We start from the raw sequence: 17,115 nt of genomic DNA, 5'->3' as shown, positions 1-17,115 counted from the left end.
GCCCATCCCGTCTCCGTGCTGCCCCCTCATCAATGACGAACAAAACCTGTGGCAAAAGACATAGGGCGAAAAAACGTCATCCCTCATTCTTGACCACGGTCATAAGAGTTAGCGGTTGCTGGCAAACAGCAGGCACGGCATTCTTGGCCAAACCGGAGGATTGTCGATGAGCCTTGCCCGTCTGCAGAAGGAACCGCTGACCAACCTGCCCTACTACGAGGAGCGCGTCGATCTCGCCGCCGCCTTCCGCTGGACGGCGCGGCTCAACATGCACGAGGCGGTCGCCAATCATTTCTCGCTGTCGGTCAACGAGGATGGCACGAGATTCCTGATGAACCCGAACCAGGTGCATTTCTCGCGCATCAAGGCGAGTGACCTGCTTCTGATCGACGCCAACGATCCCGACACGCTGTCCGGCCCCAACGCGCCCGATCCAACGGCCTGGGGCCTGCACGGCGCCATCCATCGCAACGTGCCGCATGCGCGCTGCGCCATGCATGTGCATTCGATCCACGCCACGGTGCTTGCCTCGCTGGCCGACTCGACCTTGCCGCCGATCGACCAGAACTCGGCGATGTTCTTCAATCGGCATGTCGTCGACGCCAATTACGGCGGTCTGGCCTTCGAGGAGGAAGGCGAGCGCTGCTCCAAGCTTCTGACCGATCCCAAGGTCAAGGTCATGGTCATGGGCAATCACGGCGTGATGGTGATCGGCGACACCGTCGCCGACACCTTCAACCGCATGTTCTATTTCGAGCGCGCCGCCGAGACCTACATCAAGGCGCTGTGGACCGGCCGGCCGCTGCGCACGCTCTCCGATGAGATCGCGGAAAAGACGGCGCGCGAGATGGACGATTATCCCGGCCAGGCCGAGCGCCATCTTGCCGAGCTGAAGGCGATCCTCGACGAGGAAGAGCCGGTTTATAGGAATTGAGGCCCTGCTGCTTTTTTGCGGCCCCGCCGCAGGCGTGTCGATTTGATTTTCCGAGCTTGGCGCTGCAGCGCAGCTGCTGCGGAGGACAGGCAGGCGGATGAGGGCAGCGCCGACGTCCGGACCTTTGTTCAGACTCCCAACTGCGCCCGCAGCTCTTCGGCGCTGTTGATGACGATCGCGCCGGGCGGTCCTTCCATCGGCGCCTCCGGCCAGAAGATCGTCCTCATTCCGGCCGCCAGTCCGGCCATGGCTCCGGTGCGGCTGTCGTCGACCGCCACCGCCTCCGCCGGATCGACACCGGCGAGATAGGCGGCGCGCAGGAAAGGTTCCGCATGCGGTTTGCCTTGGCGCACGTCGTTGCGGCTCACCGTGTGCATGCCGGGGTAGACGAGGCCCACAGCGCTCAGATTGGCGTCGACGATCAGCCGGTCGGAGTTGGACACCACCGCCTGCTCGACGCCCAGCGCCCGCAACTGGTTGAACACCTCGATCGCGCCTGGGCGCGGCTTCAGCGTTTCGGCCATCGGCAGGTAGTGGTCGTATTTGCGCACGATCCACTCGTCGAAGGGCAGGGAGAGGCCGAACTCGTTGCGCAGCATCTCGTAGACCGGCCATGCGGCAATGCCGAGCACGCGCTCGTGCAGGTCGGTCGGCGGCGCGATGCCGACGCTGCGCAGCGCGGCCACAAGCGCTGCCTCATGCAGCGGCTCGCTGTCGACCAGCGTGCCGTCCATGTCCCAGAAAACCGCTTTCGGCGTCATGCAAGGCTCCTTTTGCCGATCCCCTTAATGGGTTTCCCCTCCGAGATAAACCGCTCTCCCGGCAAATGGTTGAGCCAAGGTCGAATTGGTCCATCCTTGGTCGCCTCCGGCGCAAGCAATTGCTCTTTCATTTGACAATTGCGCATATCCGCTTTCGCTGTAATCTATAGCGCCCGCTAATGTCGGGGTTGGGGAGGCAGGATGTGAACGCGCGACAGGAGACCGGCAACACCAGGTTGGACGACGCCGCACGCGCCGGCTGGCTCTACTATGTTGCCGGCAACACGCAGGACCAGATCGCCGCCAAGCTCGGAATTTCCAGGCAGACGGCGCAGCGGCTTGTGTCGCTGGCGATGTCGGAAGGCCTGATAAAGGTGCGCGTCGATCATCCGATCGCCAATTGCCTCGACCTCGCGGCGCGGCTGAAATCGCGCTTCGCGCTCGATCTGGTCGAGGTGGTGCCGAGCGATCCGACCTCGTCCTCTACGACGATCGGCATTGCCGAGGCGGCGGCGGCCGAGATCGAGCGCCGGCTGCGCTCGGCCACGCCCATCGTCATGGCGATCGGCACCGGGCGCACGCTAAAGGCGGCGATCGAGCAGCTGCCGCCGATGGAGTGCCCGCAGCACAAAGTAGTGTCCTTGACCGGCAACATCTCGCCCGACGGCTCGGCCGCCTTCTACAACGTCATCTTCACCATGGCCGACCGGGTCAAGGCGCGCTCTTTCCCGATGCCGCTGCCGGTCATCGCCTCCTCGCCGGAGGAGCGCGACATGCTGCTCAGCCAGCCGATGATCCAGCCGACGCTGGCGCTTGCCGCGGAAGCCGACGTCACCTTCGTCGGCATCGGCGACCTTGGCCCGAAGGCGCCGCTCTATGAGGACGGCTTCATTTCGGAAGGCGAATTGAAGGCGCTGCAGAAGGCCGGCGGCATCGCCGAGATCGTCGGCTGGGTGTTCGACCGCCAAGGCCGCATGATCGAAGGCATCACCAACGATCGCGTGTCGTCCGCCGCCTTGCCCTCGCGCGAGAAGTCTCTGGTCATCGCGCTCGCCATGGGCGAGCGCAAGCTACCCGGCATCCTCGCCGCCGTGAACCGGCGGCTGGTCAATGGCCTGATCACCGATGAACGGACGGCCGCAGCCTTGCTGGCCAGCGCATGAACATGGTGGCGAGCTCGGATCGGATCAGGAGCCGCGGCAAAAGCCGATAGCCGATAAAAAGAAACCCGGCTATTTGTAGCGTCCGTGCGGATCGTTGCCATCGAGGAAGCCCATGTCCCGCTGCAGATGCTCCGACAGTTCCCGGACATCGACATACCCGCGCCTGCGGCTGGCTAACCATGAAAATTCCCGCGCCAGCAGCGAAATCCAGCCGCGTACGGGGTTCGAAACGAGCTTTTCCTGCATAGGGGTCATGATCGACAGCCTTCGCCATGCTTGAACTGGATTGATCGTCGACCCCAAATATCGGGCTGGTGGGCTCATGCTTCCAATCAAACGTCGATCATGACCCATAAGGAGGCCTTATGCCCGATCTGAGCTCCCGGCAGAATATCCAACTCCCGCCGCTGCAGGCTATTCGGGTGTTCGAGGCCGTGGCCAGGCACCTCTCCTTCACCAAGGCCGCCGAAGAACTCGGCATGACGCAAGCCGCCGCGAGCTATCAGATCAAGCTTCTGGAAGAGCGCATCGGCGCGCCTTTGTTCCTGCGCCGTCCGCGGCAGATCGAGCTGACCGAGCCCGGCCAGCGGCTGGCGCCCGCCGTCAGCGAGGCGTTTTCCCTGCTGAGCGGCGCCTATGCGGCAGCCCGCGCCGGCGCCGACGGCGTGCTCTGCGTTTCCACGCTTCTCACCTTCGCTTCCAACTGGCTGGCGTTGCACCTGGGCTCCTTCCAGGTTGCACATCCCTCGCTTGCCGTGCGCGTCGACACTTCGAACCGGGTCGTCGATTTCGCCCGCGAGGACATCGACATTGCCATCCGTTCCGGCGGCGGAAAATGGCCTGGTGTGGAGACGCATATGCTGTTCAAGGCCGACTTCACCCCGGTGCTCAGTCCCAGGCTTGCCGCGAGCATCGGCGGCGTCAAGGTGCCCGCCGATCTGCTTAAGCTCCCCATCCTCGATCCCGGCGATATCTGGTGGAAGGAATGGTTCGCGCTCGCGGGCATCCAGGCGGACGAGCTCGCCAGCCGCCCCGGTACCAGCATGGGCGCGCAGGCCTATGAGGCCAATGCCGCGATCGCCGGGCAGGGTGTCGCGATCGTCACCAAGGCCCTGTTCAAGAACGAGCTCGCCGATGGCCGGCTCATGCAGCCCTTCGATCTGGTCGGCGACGACGGCCATGCCTATTGGCTGGTCTATCCCACGGCCCGGCGCAACGTCCCGAAGATCCGCGCATTCCGCGATTGGATCCTGTCGGAGATCGCCTGCCAGTAGGCCGACGTCCAGGACGGAACCCGGCGCCCTCTCCACCGTTAATCCCTTCGCGCCCGTCTCGAAGCTTCCTGCCAGCCATGCAAGGAGGCATTTTGTGCTGCACCGCAGCATCGATTTCGGCTTGACATAACTCACACTTTGGTGAGTAATTGCCCAGAGCCAAGGCAAATGCTCACTTTGGTTTATGGGAGGAATTGATGAAACTTCGCACGCTCACCCTGGGCCTGTTGTCGGCCAGCGCCCTTGCTTTCGCCGCGCATGCCGAATCCATCACCATCGCCACCGTCAACAATGGCGACATGGTCCGCATGCAGAAGCTGACGGACGACTTCACGAAGACTAACCCCGATATCCAGCTCAACTGGGTCACGCTTGAAGAGAACGTGCTGCGCGAGCGCGTCACCACCGACATCGCCACCAAGGGCGGCCAGTACGACGTGATGACCATCGGCACGTACGAGGTTCCGATCTGGGCGAAGCAGAGCTGGCTCTTGCCGCTCGACAAGCTCGGCGACGACTATGACGCCAAGGACATCATCCCGGCCATCGCCGGCGGCCTCTCGGTCGATGGCAAGCTTTATGCCGCACCCTTCTACGGCGAGAGCTCCTTCGTCATGTATCGCAAGGACCTGATGGACAAGGCCGGCCTCAAGATGCCCGACGCGCCGACCTGGGACTTCATCAAGCAGGCCGCCGACAAGATGACCGACCGCGCCAATGGCGTGAATGGCGTGTGCCTGCGCGGCAAGGCCGGCTGGGGCGAGAACATGGCTTTCCTCACCGCCATGTCGAACTCCTTCGGCGCCCGCTGGTTCGACGAGAACTGGAAGCCGCAGTTCGACCAGCCGGAATGGAAGAAGACCCTGCAGTTCTATGTCGACCTGATGAAGGCTGATGGTCCCGAGGGCGCTTCGTCCAACGGCTTCAACGAGAACCTCGCGCTCTTCCAGCAGGGCAAGTGCGGCATGTGGATCGATGCCACCGTCGCCGCTTCTTTCGTCTCCGATCCGAAGGCCTCCAAGGTCGCCGACAAGGTCGGTTATGCGCTGGCGCCCGACACCGGCCTCGGCAAGCGCGGCAACTGGCTGTGGGCCTGGTCGCTGGCCGTTCCCGCCGGCACCAAGAAGGCGGATGCTGCCGAGAAGTTCGTCTCCTGGGCGACCTCGAAGCACTATCTCGAACTGGTGGCTTCGAAGGAAGGCTGGGCCAACGTTCCGCCCGGAACGCGCACCTCGCTCTACAGCAATCCGGAGTACCAGAAGGCCGCGCCCTTCGCCAAGATGACGCTGGACTCCATCAATGCCGCTGACCCGACGCATCCGACCGTCAAGCCGGTGCCCTATGTCGGCGTTCAGTTCGTCGCCATCCCTGAATTCCAGGGCCTAGGCACCACCGTCGGCCAGCTCTTCTCGGCCGCCCTTGCCGGCCAATCGAGCGTCGACGATGCGCTGAAGCAGGCCCAGGACGCGGCCACCGCGGCGATGACCGAAGGTGGCTACATCAAGTAAGGCTCCTCCCGGTGCCGAACGCCGGTAGCGCATCATGACCGGCAAGGGCCGCCCGAAACCCAGTTCGGGCGGCCATCTTCACGATCAGGAAAATTGTGGCACGACTCTGAAATCCGGCTGACCTTTGGAGGGTGACCGTCATGGCTACTCAGCAAACCCGTTCGATTGCCCGTTTCATGATGGCGCCGTCGGTGATCCTGCTGTTTGTCTGGATGATCGTGCCGCTGGCCTTCACCCTGTGGTTCTCGTTCCAGCAGTACAATCCGCTCAACCCGATCCGCGACGGCTTCGTTGGCTTCTCCAACTACGCGCTGTTCTATTCCAACCCGGCCTTCCTGCAGTCGATCCTCAACACGCTCGCCATCGTCGTCAGCGTGCTGGTTATCACCGTGATCGGCGGCATCCTTCTGGCGCTGCTGCTCGACCAGCCGATCTGGGGCCAAGGCTTCGTGCGCATCCTCGTCATCTCGCCGTTCTTCGTCATGCCGCCGGTCGCGGCACTCGTCTGGAAGAACATGATCATGCATCCGCAATACGGCGTCTTCGCCGATATCGCCCGCTTCTTCGGCGCCGACCCCATCGACTGGTTCGGCCAGCACCCGCTGACGGCCGTCATCCTCATCGTCGCCTGGCAATGGCTGCCCTTCGCCACGCTGATCCTGCTCACGTCACTGCAATCGCTTGACACCGAGCAGAAGGAGGCCGCCGAGATGGACGGCGCCGGCTTCCTCAGCCGCTTCTGGTATCTGACGCTGCCGCACATGTCGCGCGCCATCACCGTCGTCATCCTGATCCAGACGATCTTCCTGCTCTCGATCTATGCCGAGATCCTGGTCACCACCAATGGCGGTCCAGGCTACGCCTCCACCAACCTGCCCTTCCTCGTCTACCAGAAGGCGCTGCTGGAGTTCAAAATCGGCCAGGCGTCCGCAGGCGGCATCATCGCGGTTATTCTCGCCAACATCGTCGCCTTCTTCGTCATGCGCGCCGTCGGCAAGAACCTAGACAAGTAAGGGAGGACAAGATGGCACGCGCAGTCACCACCCAGCACAAGACGATCGCCACCACCGCGGCCTGGATCGTCGCCCTGCTGATCTTCTTCCCGATCCTTTATACGATCATCACCTCGTTCAAGTCGGAACAGGAGGCGATCCAGGGCTTCAGTCTGCTGCCGTCCGGCACCATGGAAAGCTATACCGAGGTCGAGGCGCAGCGGGGCTATTTCAAGTTCTTCATGAACTCGGTGATCCTGTCGGTCGGCTCGACCGTTGTGGCTCTGCTGATCGCGATCCCGGCGGCATGGTCGATGGCGTTTTCGCCGACCAAGCGGACCAAGGACATCCTGATGTGGATGCTCTCCACCAAGATGATGCCGGCCGTCGCGGTGCTGTTCCCGATCTACCTGATCTTCCGCGACACCGGCCTGCTCGACAGCCGCATCGGCCTCACCGTGATGCTGATGCTGATCAACCTGCCGATCGTGATCTGGATGCTCTACACCTACTTCCGCGAGATCCCGGGCGAGATCCTTGAAGCGGCGCGCATGGACGGCGCCTCGCTATGGAACGAGATCATCTACGTGCTGACGCCGATGGCGATTCCGGGCATCGCCTCGACAATGCTGCTCAACATCATCCTGGCCTGGAACGAGGCGTTCTGGACGATCCGGCTGACCACCACAGATGCAGCGCCGCTGACGGCCTTCATCAGCTCCTTCTCCAGCCCGCAAGGCCTGTTCTGGGCCAAGCTTTCGGCGGCCTCGACACTGGCGATCGCGCCGATCCTGATCATGGGCTGGTTCAGTCAAAAGCAGCTGGTGCGCGGCCTGACCTTTGGCGCCGTGAAGTAGCCGCGCGCGGCAAGCGGCGGACGACGAAATCCCCGGGAGGAAACCATGGGAAACATCACGCTCAAGAACGTCTCAAAGTCCTTCGGGTCGACGACGATCATTCCGAACATCGACCTCAATATCGAGGACGGCGAGTTCGTCGTGTTCGTCGGTCCGTCGGGGTGCGGCAAGTCCACGCTGCTCAGGCTGATCGCCGGGCTGGAGGATGTGAGCGGCGGCACCATCACTATCGATGGCCGCGACGTCACCCGCGAGGCGCCGGCCAAGCGCAAGCTTGCCATGGTCTTCCAATCCTACGCGCTCTATCCGCATATGACGGTCGCCAAGAACATCGCCTTCCCGCTGAAGATGGCGGGTGAGGATCAGGCGACCATCGACAAGAAGGTGAAGGATGCAGCTAGAGTGCTCAACCTCACCAACTACCTCGAGCGCCGTCCCGGCCAGCTCTCCGGCGGCCAGCGCCAGCGCGTCGCCATCGGCCGCGCCATCGTGCGCCAGCCATCGGCCTTCCTGTTCGACGAACCGCTGTCCAACCTTGACGCCGCGCTTCGCGGCACCATGCGGCTGGAGATCAGCGAGCTGCACCATCAGTTGCAGACGACGATGATCTACGTCACCCACGACCAGGTCGAGGCCATGACCATGGCCGACAAGATCGTCGTGCTCAATGCCGGCAACATCGAGCAGGTCGGCTCGCCGATGGAGCTCTACCGCACGCCGCGCAACCTCTTCGTCGCCGGCTTCATCGGCTCGCCCAAGATGAACCTCATCGAAGGCGCGCCGGCCGATAAATACGGCGCCAAGACCATCGGCATTCGGCCCGAGCACATCAGCATTTCGACCACGGCCGGCGACTGGAAGGCGACCGTCGGCGTTGCCGAGCATCTCGGCTCCGATACTTTCCTGCATGTCCAGACGGACGGCATCGGCACGATCAATGTGCGCGCTGACGGCGAGGTGGCGGTGAAGCATGGCGACACCGTTTATCTGACGCCGGACAAAACCAAGCTCCATCGCTTCGGCGCCGACGGAAAGGCGCTGGCGCGGTGAGACTGAAAGGCAAATCGGCGCTGATCACCGGGTCGGCGCGCGGCATCGGCAGGGCCTTCGCCGAGGCCTATGCGCGCGAAGGCGCGATGGTGGCGATTGCCGACATCAACCTCGAAGCGGCGCAAGCGACCGCCAGGGCGATTGGTTCGGCCGCCTATGCGGTCCAACTCGACGTAACCGACCAGTCCTCGATCGAGGCCGCAGTGAAAGCGGTCGAGGCAAAGGCCGGCGGCCTCGACATTCTGATCAACAACGCCGCCCTCTTCGACCTCGCGCCCATCGTCGAGATCAGCCGGGCGAGCTATGACAAGCTTTTCTCCGTCAATGTCGCCGGCACCCTGTTCACGCTTCAGGCGGCCGCCCGCTCGATGATCGCTGCTGGCCGGGGCGGCAGGATCATCAACATGGCGAGCCAGGCCGGGCGCCGCGGCGAGCCGCTGGTCGCGGTCTACTGCGCCACCAAGGCCGCCGTCATCTCGCTCACTCAGTCGGCGGGGCTCGACCTGATCAAGCATCGCATCAACGTCAATGCCATCGCCCCGGGCGTCGTCGACGGCGAGCATTGGGACCATGTCGATGCGCTATTCGCCAAATATGAGAACCGGCCGAAGGGCGAGAAGAAGCGCCTGGTCGGCGAAAGCGTGCCTTATGGCCGCATGGGCCGAGCAGAGGACCTGACCGGCATGGCGGTTTTCCTCGCCAGCGACGAGGCCGAATACATTGTCGCCCAGACCTACAACGTCGATGGCGGCCAATGGATGAGTTGAGGGGGAAGGCGCATCTCCCTTCCTCCGGGGAGAACGCGCCGAGGGGCAGGTGAGGGGCAGCACACTGCAAAGCAGGTGCCGTCCCTCACCGCTCTCCCAACGGAGGCGGAATTGTTGGGCTGCATTTCGGCCAAAGGGTAGGCAAGATGACCGTGAGACTCTCTTCCTCGAACCTCGCAAAGCTTCCTTCGAAGGTTTCCGGCCCGAAATACGACCGCTCCTCTCTGAAAGCCGGCATCGTGCATTTCGGCGTCGGCAATTTCCACCGCTCGCACCAGGCCGTCTATCTCGACGACCTGTTCAACACCGGGCTCGGCCATGACTGGGCGCTGATCGGCGCCGGCGTGTTCGAGGGCGAGAAGGCCGGCCGCGCCAGGCTCGAGGCGCAGGATTGGCTGACCACCGTGGTCGAGCAGGATGAGGGCCATATGAGCGCTCGCGTCACCGGCGCCATGGTCGATTTCCTGACGCCCGGCGATGCGGCCGCGATCATCGAGCAGCTTGCCGACCCGGCGATCAAGATCGTGTCGCTGACCATCACCGAAGGCGGCTATTTCATCGATCCGGCCTCGGGAAAGTTCAATCCGGCGCATCCGGATATCGTCGCCGACGCCCAGCCGGGCGCTGTCCCCAAGACCGTCTTCGGCATCATCCTTGCCGGGCTGGTGCGCCGGCGCGCCGACGGCATTGTGCCCTTCACCGTCATGTCCTGCGACAACATCCCCCACAATGGCCACGTCACTTCCGACGGCGTCATCGGTCTTGCCCGCCTGATCGACGAGGATCTGGCCAACTGGGTGAGGGACAATGTCGCCTTCCCGAACGGCATGGTCGACCGCATCACCCCGGCCACCACCGATCGCGAGCGCGGCATCCTCGCGAACGACTTCGGGCTGGAGGACAACTGGCCGGTCTTCTGCGAGCCGTTCAAGCAATGGGTGCTGGAAGATCACTTCACTGCCGGTCGGCCGCCGCTGGAAAAGGCCGGCGTGCAGTTCGTCAAGGATGTCTCGCCTTACGAACTGATGAAGATACGCATCCTGAACGGCGGCCACGCCACGATTGCCTATCCGGCCGGGCTGATGGACATCCATTTCGTCCATGAGGCGATGCAGGAGCCGCTGGTGCGCGGCTTCCTCGCCAAGCTGGAGCGGGACGAGATCATCCCGACCGTGCCGCCGGTGCCCGACACGGTGCTGGAGGACTACTACCAGCTCATCGAGCGCCGTTTCTCCAACCCGAAGATCGGCGACACCATCCGCCGGCTTTGCCTCGACGGCTCCAACCGGCAGCCGAAATTCATCATCCCGACCATTGCCGACCGGCTGAAGGCGGGCAAGGGCGTCGCCGGTCTCGCGCTGGAGTCAGCGCTCTGGTGCCGCTACTGCTTCGGCACCACCGACAGTGGCGCCGTCATCGAGCCGAACGACCCGAACTGGGACCGGATGCAGGCGACCGCCAAGGCGGCGAAGGATGCGCCCGGCGCCTGGCTTGCGATGGATGATATCTATGGCGATGTCGGCCGCTCGCCCGTTTTCGCGCAAGCCTTTGCCCATGCGCTGAACGTGCTGTGGGCGAACGGCGCGCGCGAAACCCTGACGCGCTATCTCGCCGGCCAGCTCTGAGGCCACCGGAACCGGCTGGAATGACGCCCGACCTGGTCATCTTCGACTGTGATGGCGTCCTGGTCGACAGCGAGGCGCTCTCGGTCTCGGCGTTGCTCAGCATGATCGAGCTTGCCGGCGGCGCGGTCAGCGAGGATGCCGCCTACGAACATTTCCTCGGCAAGAGCATGAAGAGCGTGCGCGAGATCCTCGGCCGCGATTTCGGGCTCGAGATCAGCGACGAGCACCTTACCGCCATGCGCGTCGACTTGATGCGCAAATTCCGCGAGGAATTGCAGCCCATCCCCGGGATCAAGGAAGTCCTTTCTGGGCTCAGCCTGCCCTATTGCGTCGCCTCTTCCGGCACGCTGGAACGCATCCGCTACGCGCTCGACGTCACCGGCCTGTTGGGTTTGCTGGAGCCGCATCTGTTCAGCGCCGCCATGGTGAAGCGCGGCAAGCCGGCGCCGGACCTGTTCATTCATGCCGCCGCCAGCATGCGCGCTGATCCGGGCAACTGCCTGGTCATCGAGGACAGCCCCGCCGGCGTCGCGGCGGCGCGGGCGGCGGGCATGCGCGTCTTTGCCTTCACCGGCGGCTCGCATGCCGGCAATCCCGCCCTGCAGGTGCGGCTTGCGTCGAGTGAACCGGACTTTATATTCGCTGACATGCTGCAATTGCCCGATCTGATTGCAGGCCTGGGAGCGAGAGTAAAAGCATCTTGACGACGAGTTTCGTTTGCGCGGTCGATGTCGGCACCGGGAGCGCTCGCGCGGGCATTCTCGACTCTAGAGGCAATTTGCTGGGTCGTGCCGAGCGGCCGATCGCCATGCACCAGCCCCGGCCGGATCACGCCGAGCATGATTCGGAAAATATCTGGATGGCCGTCTGTGCCGCCGTGCGCGCCGCGCGCGAGAAGGCCGGCGTCGCTGCCACCGATATCGTCGGCATCTCCTTCGACGCCACCTGCTCGCTCGTGGTGCGCGACAGGCGGGGCGGCCAGCTGAGCGTCTCGGTCACCGGCGAGAAACGCTGGGATACCGTCGTCTGGCTCGATCACCGCGCCATCGCCGAGGCTGACGAATGCACGCGAAGCGGTCATGCCGTGCTCGACTATATCGGCGGGGTGATGTCGCCGGAAATGCAAACGCCGAAGCTGATGTGGCTGAAGCGCAACCTGCCCGGGACATGGAACGAAGCCGGCTATCTGTTCGACCTCGCCGATTTCCTGACCTGGAAAGCGACGGGCTCTCTCGCCCGATCGCAATGCACGCTGACGGCCAAATGGACTTATCTCGCGCACGAGGAGACGTGCTGGCGACGCGACTTCTTCGAGCTCGTCGGCCTCGGCGATCTCTTCGAGCACGGCAACCTTCCGGAGAAGGCCAGCTCCGTCGGCGCCGATATCGGCCCGCTGACAGCTGATGCAGCGGCAGATCTTGGCCTGACCGAAAAATGCCGCGTTGGCGCCGGGGTCATCGACGCCTATGCCGGCGCGCTCGGCGTTCTGGGCGGCTTCGCCGGTGACGAGAAGGACATCAGCCGGCACCTTGCCCTGATCGCCGGTACCTCGTCCTGCGTCATGGCGATGTCGCAGGACCCGCAGCCTTTCGCCGGCGTCTGGGGCCCGTATTATGGCGCGGCACTGCCGAGGCTATGGCTGTCGGAAGGCGGCCAGTCGGCGACCGGCGCGCTGCTCGACCACATCATCCGCTGGCACGGCGCCGGCGGCGAGCCCGATGCGGCCATGCATGCCAGGATCGCCAGGCGCGTGGCCGAACTGCGCGCCGTGGAAGGCGATGCGTTGGCATCAAGGCTGCACGTCCTGCCGGATTTCCACGGCAACCGCTCGCCGCTCGCCGATCCGCACGCGGTCGGCGTCGTAAGTGGGCTGACGCTGGACTCCTCCTTCGACAGCCTGTGCAAGCTCTACTGGCGCACCGCCGTCGGCATCGCGCTCGGCGTGCGCCATGTGCTGGAGGCGCTGAACGAGAACGGCTACCTGATCGACACGCTGCACGTCACCGGCGGCCACACCAAGAACCCGCTTTTGATGGAGCTCTATGCCGACGCCACCGGCTGCAAGGTGATCGAGCCGCTTGCCGATGAGGCGGTGCTGCTCGGCACCGGCATGGTTGCGGCGACGGCGGCCGGCCTCTACCCCGACCTCAATGCCGCCTGCGTCGCCATGCAGCAGGGCGGCAGGAAGCGTCCCTCGAACCCGGCCGCTGGCGCCCGCTTCGACCGCGACTACCGCATCTTCCTCGAAATGCACCGGCAACGGCAGGCGCTGGATGCGATAGGGGAAGCCTAAGGCGGGTAGGGGTTACCGCTTGCGCAGCGACAGGCCTGTCGCTGCGTCGAACAGATGGATGCTTTCCTCGTCGAACGTGTAGCGGACCGGCGCCCGCAGCTCCGGGCATTCGCGGGCTGGCACCAGCGCGCTGATCTCCTTGCCGCCGGAGCCGAACGTCACCAGCGCGTCATTACCGTGGAATTCGATGAGATCGGCGGTGCCTTGCAGCAGGTTGCAACCACGATCGGCGCCCGCCGTCTTGAGGTCCGGAGGCCGGATACCGAGCACGGCGCGATCGCCATGCTGCAGATGGTAGCCTTGCCTCGTGATCGAAAGAACCGCTCCCTCGCCGGTCAGCGTCCAGCCGTTCCCTGAGTGGCCGACCGTCACCTCGACGAAATTCATGTTCGGCGTGCCGATGAAACCCGCCACGAACATGTTGCCCGGCCGACGATAGATTTCCGCCGGGGACCCGATCTGTTCGATCACGCCGTCTTTCAGCAGAACGATGCGGTCGGCGAGCGTCATCGCTTCGAGCTGGTCATGTGTCACATAGACGGTCGTGGTCTTCAGCGACTGGTGCAGCCGCGCGATCTCGACGCGCATATGGTTGCGCAGCTTGGCGTCGAGGTTGGACAGCGGCTCGTCGAACAGGAATACTTTCGGCGTCTTGATCATGGCGCGCGCGATCGCCACGCGCTGCTGCTGGCCGCCGGAGAGCTCGGTCGGCCTGCGGCCGAGATAGGGTTCCAGTCCGAGCGTCCTTGAGACAGCCTCGACCCGCTTCTTGATCTCGGCCGCCGGCACCTTCTGGCGCTTGAGCCCGAAGGCGATGTTGTCGAAGATCGTCATATGCGGATAGAGCGCGTAGTTCTGGAACACCATGGCGATGCCGCGGTCGCCGGGTTCGAGGTCGTTCACCACCTTGCCGCCGATCGATACTTCGCCGCCGCTGATGTCTTCCAGGCCGGCCAGCATCCGCAGCAGAGTGGACTTGCCGCACCCTGACGGGCCAAGGAACACGACGAATTCGTGCTCCTCGATCGCGAGGTTGAGGTCGCGGATGACCGTGGTGGCGCCGTAGGCCTTGTCGACATGGGAGCAAACGATCGCGGACATGGGTCAACCCTTATCGCCGGTGAGCAGGATTTGCAGCTTGACGTCCTGCGGGCTGCCCTGAGCGGCCCGCTCGAACGCCTTGATGCTTTCGGAAAAATCATAGGTGCCGGTGATCAGCGGCTTGAGGTCGACCTTGCCCGAGGCGATCAGCTGCAGCGCGCGATCGAAGATGTTGGCGTAGCGGAACACCGTCTCGATGCGCACTTCCTTCGAGATCGCCGCCGGCACGTCGAGGCTGACCGGTTCGACCGGCAGTCCGACCAGCACCACCGCACCGCCCGGGCGCACGACACCGAACAGGTCGGCGAAGGCCTTCGGGCTGCCGCTCGCCTCGAAGACGATATCGGCGCCCCAATTGTCGGTCGCGGCCCGCACCGCATCGGCCAGCGATTCCTCACCGACATTGACCGGCACGATGCCCGGATACTGCGCAGCGATCTTCAGCTTGGGCGCGGAGAAGTCGGAGATCAGCACTTTCGAGCAGCCGCCTGCCAGGGCGGCAAGCGCGATCATGATGCCGATCGGGCCACAGCCGACCACGACGGCGATGTCGCCCGGCACGATCCGGGCGCGCGCCGCCGCCTGCATGCCGATGGCGAAGGGTTCGACCATCGCGCCCTCGGCGAAGGACACATTGTCCGGCAGCCTGTAAGTGAAGGCCGCCGGATGCACGGCGTAAGGGGCAAGCACGCCATGCACAGGCGGCGTCGCCCAGAAGCGGACATCCGGGTCGACATTATAGATGCCGAGCTTCGTCGCGCGAGACGACAAGTTCGGCACGCCAGGCTCCATGCAGACGCGGTCGCCGACCTTCGGGCTCGTAACGTTGGCGCCAACCTCGACGATCGTGCCCGAGGCCTCATGGCCGAGCACCATCGGCTGGCGCACGATATAGCTGCCGATGGCGCCATGCGTGTAATAGTGCACGTCGCTGCCGCAGACGCCGACTGTATGGATGGCGATCTTGACGTCGTCCGGACCCACATTGAGCGGCAACGCGATCTCGCGCAGCGACAGTTCGCCTTTTTTCTCAAGTACCAGTGCCTGCATCGGCCAATCCTCGCATCAAGTCTTTTCTTGCCGGAAAACGGAATTCAGAAAGCCGCTCAGCACGCCGAGGAACAGCAGCGGCGGCAGCGACAGAAGCACGACCGAGGCGTTGAGAATGCCCCACGGCACGTTCATACCTTGTTGCGACAGCTCGGAGGCGACGATCGGCAGGGTCTTCGCGTTGGAGCTCGACAGCATCAGCGCGATCAGGAACTCGTTCCAGACCAACACGAAGCTGAAGGCGATGGCGCCTGCGAGCGAACGCGCCGCGACGGGAAGCGCAATCCGCCAGAACACCGAATAGGCGCCGTAGCCGTCGACGAAGGCCGCCTCCTCGACCTCCTTCGGCACGCCCTGGAAGGCGGGAATCGCCAGCCACATGATCACCGAGATGGTGAGCAGCGAATAGGTGACGACGAGCGCCGGCAAGGTGTCGTAGAGGCCGACCTGCAGCCAGATCACCATCAGCGGAATGGCCACCGCCACCGGCGGCAGGAAGCGCAGCGACAGGACAAAGAACTGGATGTCGCCGGCGAAGCGGTTGGGATAGCGTGCCACCGCGTAGGCCGCCGGCAGGCCGAGCGCGACGCCGATCAGCACGGCCGAGCCGCTGGCGACGACCGAGTTGTAGAGTCCGGTCAGCACGCTGTCGCGACCGAGGATGTAGGAGATGTTGGCAAGCGTCGGCGTGAACACCAGGCGCGGAACGCGCGTGATGATGTCGACATTGTTCTTCAGCGCATTGAGCGCCGTCCAGACAAGCGGGAACACGGCCAGGAATCCGGCCAGCGCCAGGATGGCCTTGGCGATCAGGCGGCCCGGTCTCATGCCTGCACCCGCTTCCACAGGAAGGTGAAGGTGATGACGGTCGCGATCATCATCAGCACAGCCATCGCCGAGGCGTAGGAGACCTTGCCGGACTCGATAAAGCCCTGCGAGAAGGCATACATGTCGAGGGTCTCGGTCGCGACGCCCGGCCCGCCGCGCGTCATCACATAGATGAGGTCGAAGGAGCGCAGCGACTCGATCATCTTGACGAACATCAGGCTGATTAGCGGCGCCTTGAGCATCGGCAAGGTGACATAGGCATGGATCTGCCAGCGCTTCGCATGGTCGAGCCTGGCCGCCTCGATCGGCTGCGGCGGCAACGTCTCCAGGAGCTTCAGCACGATGACGGCGAAGAACAGGCCCCATTGCCAGACGTCGACGGAGGCGACGGCGAACAGCGCTGTCGAGGCCTTGGACAGCGGGTCGAAGATCAGCCCGCCGGTAATCAGCCGGTAGGGATAGGTGGCGATGCCGTAGAGCGGGTGGTAGGCGAACTTCCACACGAAAGCCGCCGAGACGCGCGGCAACAGCACCGGAATGATGAATAGAAGACAATAGACATTGCGCATGCGCGGCGAGGCGACCTCGAACATCAGGACGCCGAGCCCAATCGCCACCGCCATCGTCGCCACGACGGTGACGATTTCCCATTTCACCGAAACCAAGACGGCATTGAGAAAGCGGCGGTCGAGGAAGAGGTCGGCGAAGTTCGAGAACCAGATCCAGGAATAGCCCGGAGCGCTCAATTCCCGGTTCTGCAGGGCGATCACGATGGCATAAAGCGTAGGCACCATCGACAGCACGAGCAGGATGCCGAGCGTGGGAACGAGAAAGGTCACGGGCAGGGAAGAGCGTCGGCGCATTGCCTATCCTCGGGAATATCGCGGATGCATTGGAATCGCTGGCGTGAAC

General features: G+C 63.9%; 17 protein-coding genes. 11 read left to right on the top strand and 6 right to left on the bottom strand.

Annotation, left to right across the window (positions count from 1 at the left end; translation table 11 throughout):
- Nucleotides 1-166 precede the first annotated feature (166 nt).
- The gene (locus tag RFN28_RS08760) at nucleotides 167-934 is read left to right on the top strand and encodes a class II aldolase and adducin N-terminal domain-containing protein (RefSeq protein ID WP_320286976.1); all 768 of its coding nucleotides are present in this window, start codon (nucleotides 167-169) and stop codon (nucleotides 932-934) included.
- Nucleotides 935-1,062: 128 nt separating this feature from the next.
- On the opposite strand, the gene RFN28_RS08755 is transcribed toward RFN28_RS08760, so the two are convergent.
- Nucleotides 1,063-1,695 (bottom strand): HAD family hydrolase, encoded by a 633-nt coding sequence (locus tag RFN28_RS08755; protein WP_320286975.1) that lies wholly within the window; start codon nucleotides 1,693-1,695, stop codon nucleotides 1,063-1,065.
- A gap of 203 nt (nucleotides 1,696-1,898) precedes the next feature.
- On the opposite strand from RFN28_RS08755, the gene RFN28_RS08750 reads away from it, so the two are divergent.
- Nucleotides 1,899-2,858, top strand: a complete 960-nt coding sequence (locus RFN28_RS08750; protein ID WP_320286974.1) for a sugar-binding transcriptional regulator — start codon at nucleotides 1,899-1,901, stop codon at nucleotides 2,856-2,858.
- Nucleotides 2,859-2,927: 69 nt separating this feature from the next.
- Here the strand turns inward: RFN28_RS08750 and RFN28_RS08745 are convergent, their stop codons facing one another.
- Nucleotides 2,928-3,113 (bottom strand): hypothetical protein, encoded by a 186-nt coding sequence (locus RFN28_RS08745; protein WP_320286973.1) that lies wholly within the window; start codon nucleotides 3,111-3,113, stop codon nucleotides 2,928-2,930.
- Between the two features lie 110 nt (nucleotides 3,114-3,223).
- On the opposite strand from RFN28_RS08745, the gene gcvA reads away from it, so the two are divergent.
- From gcvA to RFN28_RS08700, 9 genes are all read left to right on the top strand, one after another.
- Nucleotides 3,224-4,132, top strand: coding sequence for a transcriptional regulator GcvA (gcvA, locus tag RFN28_RS08740; protein WP_320286972.1), 909 nt, complete (start codon nucleotides 3,224-3,226; stop codon nucleotides 4,130-4,132).
- 197 nt (nucleotides 4,133-4,329) lie between these two features.
- Nucleotides 4,330-5,640 (top strand): ABC transporter substrate-binding protein, encoded by a 1,311-nt coding sequence (locus RFN28_RS08735; protein ID WP_320286971.1) that lies wholly within the window; start codon nucleotides 4,330-4,332, stop codon nucleotides 5,638-5,640.
- 140 nt (nucleotides 5,641-5,780) lie between these two features.
- On the top strand, nucleotides 5,781-6,653 hold the full coding sequence (locus RFN28_RS08730; RefSeq protein ID WP_320286970.1) for a carbohydrate ABC transporter permease: 873 nt from the start codon (nucleotides 5,781-5,783) through the stop codon (nucleotides 6,651-6,653).
- 11 nt (nucleotides 6,654-6,664) lie between these two features.
- Nucleotides 6,665-7,489, top strand: coding sequence for a carbohydrate ABC transporter permease (locus RFN28_RS08725; protein WP_320286969.1), 825 nt, complete (start codon nucleotides 6,665-6,667; stop codon nucleotides 7,487-7,489).
- Nucleotides 7,490-7,534: 45 nt separating this feature from the next.
- Entirely contained in the window at nucleotides 7,535-8,539 is a 1,005-nt protein-coding gene (locus RFN28_RS08720) for an ABC transporter ATP-binding protein (protein ID WP_320286968.1), read from the top strand.
- On the top strand, nucleotides 8,536-9,306 hold the full coding sequence (locus RFN28_RS08715) for an L-iditol 2-dehydrogenase (RefSeq protein WP_320286967.1): 771 nt from the start codon (nucleotides 8,536-8,538) through the stop codon (nucleotides 9,304-9,306). The genes RFN28_RS08720 and RFN28_RS08715 overlap by 4 nt, the downstream gene beginning before the upstream one ends.
- Before the next feature lie 146 nt (nucleotides 9,307-9,452).
- Entirely contained in the window at nucleotides 9,453-10,931 is a 1,479-nt protein-coding gene (locus RFN28_RS08710; protein ID WP_320286966.1) for a mannitol dehydrogenase family protein, read from the top strand.
- 20 nt (nucleotides 10,932-10,951) lie between these two features.
- Entirely contained in the window at nucleotides 10,952-11,635 is a 684-nt protein-coding gene (locus RFN28_RS08705) for an HAD-IA family hydrolase (RefSeq protein WP_320286965.1), read from the top strand.
- Nucleotides 11,632-13,224 carry an FGGY-family carbohydrate kinase gene (locus RFN28_RS08700; protein WP_320286964.1) on the top strand — a complete coding sequence of 531 codons (1,593 nt, stop codon included), beginning with the start codon at nucleotides 11,632-11,634 and terminating at the stop codon, nucleotides 13,222-13,224. The genes RFN28_RS08705 and RFN28_RS08700 overlap by 4 nt, the downstream gene beginning before the upstream one ends.
- A 12-nt stretch (nucleotides 13,225-13,236) precedes the next feature.
- Here RFN28_RS08700 and RFN28_RS08695 read toward each other — a convergent pair whose 3' ends face one another.
- The 4 genes from RFN28_RS08695 to RFN28_RS08680 are packed head-to-tail and all read right to left on the bottom strand — an operon-like array spanning nucleotide 13,237 to nucleotide 17,066.
- The gene (locus RFN28_RS08695) at nucleotides 13,237-14,325 is read right to left on the bottom strand and encodes an ABC transporter ATP-binding protein (protein WP_320286963.1); all 1,089 of its coding nucleotides are present in this window, start codon (nucleotides 14,323-14,325) and stop codon (nucleotides 13,237-13,239) included.
- A gap of 3 nt (nucleotides 14,326-14,328) precedes the next feature.
- A complete protein-coding gene (locus RFN28_RS08690; RefSeq protein ID WP_320286962.1) occupies nucleotides 14,329-15,375 on the bottom strand; it encodes an NAD(P)-dependent alcohol dehydrogenase in 1,047 nt (348 codons plus the stop codon).
- A gap of 15 nt (nucleotides 15,376-15,390) precedes the next feature.
- The gene (locus RFN28_RS08685) at nucleotides 15,391-16,203 is read right to left on the bottom strand and encodes a carbohydrate ABC transporter permease (RefSeq protein WP_320286961.1); all 813 of its coding nucleotides are present in this window, start codon (nucleotides 16,201-16,203) and stop codon (nucleotides 15,391-15,393) included.
- Nucleotides 16,200-17,066, bottom strand: coding sequence for a carbohydrate ABC transporter permease (locus RFN28_RS08680; RefSeq protein ID WP_320286960.1), 867 nt, complete (start codon nucleotides 17,064-17,066; stop codon nucleotides 16,200-16,202). The genes RFN28_RS08685 and RFN28_RS08680 overlap by 4 nt, the downstream gene beginning before the upstream one ends.
- Nucleotides 17,067-17,115: the final 49 nt, after the last annotated feature.

Origin of the sequence: Mesorhizobium album, assembly GCF_033977205.1 — a bacterium.
GTDB classification, from domain to species: domain Bacteria; phylum Pseudomonadota; class Alphaproteobacteria; order Rhizobiales; family Rhizobiaceae; genus Mesorhizobium; species Mesorhizobium album.
The sequence above is the reverse complement of the archived record's forward strand: the minus strand, read 5'-3'. Positions and strand labels throughout refer to the sequence as shown.

Coding starts and splice junctions, on each gene's coding strand:
- RFN28_RS08760 (WP_320286976.1), top strand. CDS start 167: ATGAGCCTTGCCCGTCTGCAGAAGGAACCGCTGACCAACCTGCCCTAC.
- RFN28_RS08755 (WP_320286975.1), bottom strand. CDS start 1,695: ATGACGCCGAAAGCGGTTTTCTGGGACATGGACGGCACGCTGGTCGAC.
- RFN28_RS08745 (WP_320286973.1), bottom strand. CDS start 3,113: ATGACCCCTATGCAGGAAAAGCTCGTTTCGAACCCCGTACGCGGCTGG.
- gcvA (WP_320286972.1), top strand. CDS start 3,224: ATGCCCGATCTGAGCTCCCGGCAGAATATCCAACTCCCGCCGCTGCAG.
- RFN28_RS08735 (WP_320286971.1), top strand. CDS start 4,330: ATGAAACTTCGCACGCTCACCCTGGGCCTGTTGTCGGCCAGCGCCCTT.
- RFN28_RS08730 (WP_320286970.1), top strand. CDS start 5,781: ATGGCTACTCAGCAAACCCGTTCGATTGCCCGTTTCATGATGGCGCCG.
- RFN28_RS08725 (WP_320286969.1), top strand. CDS start 6,665: ATGGCACGCGCAGTCACCACCCAGCACAAGACGATCGCCACCACCGCG.
- RFN28_RS08720 (WP_320286968.1), top strand. CDS start 7,535: ATGGGAAACATCACGCTCAAGAACGTCTCAAAGTCCTTCGGGTCGACG.
- RFN28_RS08710 (WP_320286966.1), top strand. CDS start 9,453: ATGACCGTGAGACTCTCTTCCTCGAACCTCGCAAAGCTTCCTTCGAAG.
- RFN28_RS08705 (WP_320286965.1), top strand. CDS start 10,952: ATGACGCCCGACCTGGTCATCTTCGACTGTGATGGCGTCCTGGTCGAC.
- RFN28_RS08695 (WP_320286963.1), bottom strand. CDS start 14,325: ATGTCCGCGATCGTTTGCTCCCATGTCGACAAGGCCTACGGCGCCACC.
- RFN28_RS08690 (WP_320286962.1), bottom strand. CDS start 15,375: ATGCAGGCACTGGTACTTGAGAAAAAAGGCGAACTGTCGCTGCGCGAG.
- RFN28_RS08685 (WP_320286961.1), bottom strand. CDS start 16,203: ATGAGACCGGGCCGCCTGATCGCCAAGGCCATCCTGGCGCTGGCCGGA.
- RFN28_RS08680 (WP_320286960.1), bottom strand. CDS start 17,066: ATGCGCCGACGCTCTTCCCTGCCCGTGACCTTTCTCGTTCCCACGCTC.